The organism is Paraburkholderia sp. A1RI_3L (assembly GCF_048957895.1).
Taxonomy (GTDB): Bacteria; Pseudomonadota; Gammaproteobacteria; order Burkholderiales; family Burkholderiaceae; genus Paraburkholderia; species Paraburkholderia kururiensis.
Genome location: NZ_JARCHA010000106.1, coordinates 1 through 282 on the forward strand (window position 1 = coordinate 1; position 282 = coordinate 282).

Consider the following 282-nt stretch of genomic DNA (forward strand, 5'->3'; position numbering starts at 1 on the left):
CACATGCACCTGCTGCCGCTGGCTGAATACCACACGTTCGGACACGACGGAGCCCGGCTACCGGCGTTCCTGCAAAAGTCGTCCGGGCCGGATACCCGGGGCAAGGTCACGCCTGCGGCGAAGGGGAATGGCGAGAAGGTGCGGCGCAAGGATGTGCTGGGTTTTCTCGGCCGCTATCAGGGCGTCACCTACCTGCACTTCGAGATATTCATGACGCAGGGCGATTTCGATGCGTATTTCGGGCACACGCAACTCGGAGTGGCCTCGCCGGGAACGGCGACA

Annotated in this window: 1 pseudogene; it reads left to right on the forward strand. The window is 63.1% G+C overall.

What is annotated here, in order from left to right:
• Window positions 1–282: pseudogene (locus PXJ20_RS33105) on the forward strand (hypothetical protein); the annotation flags it as partial.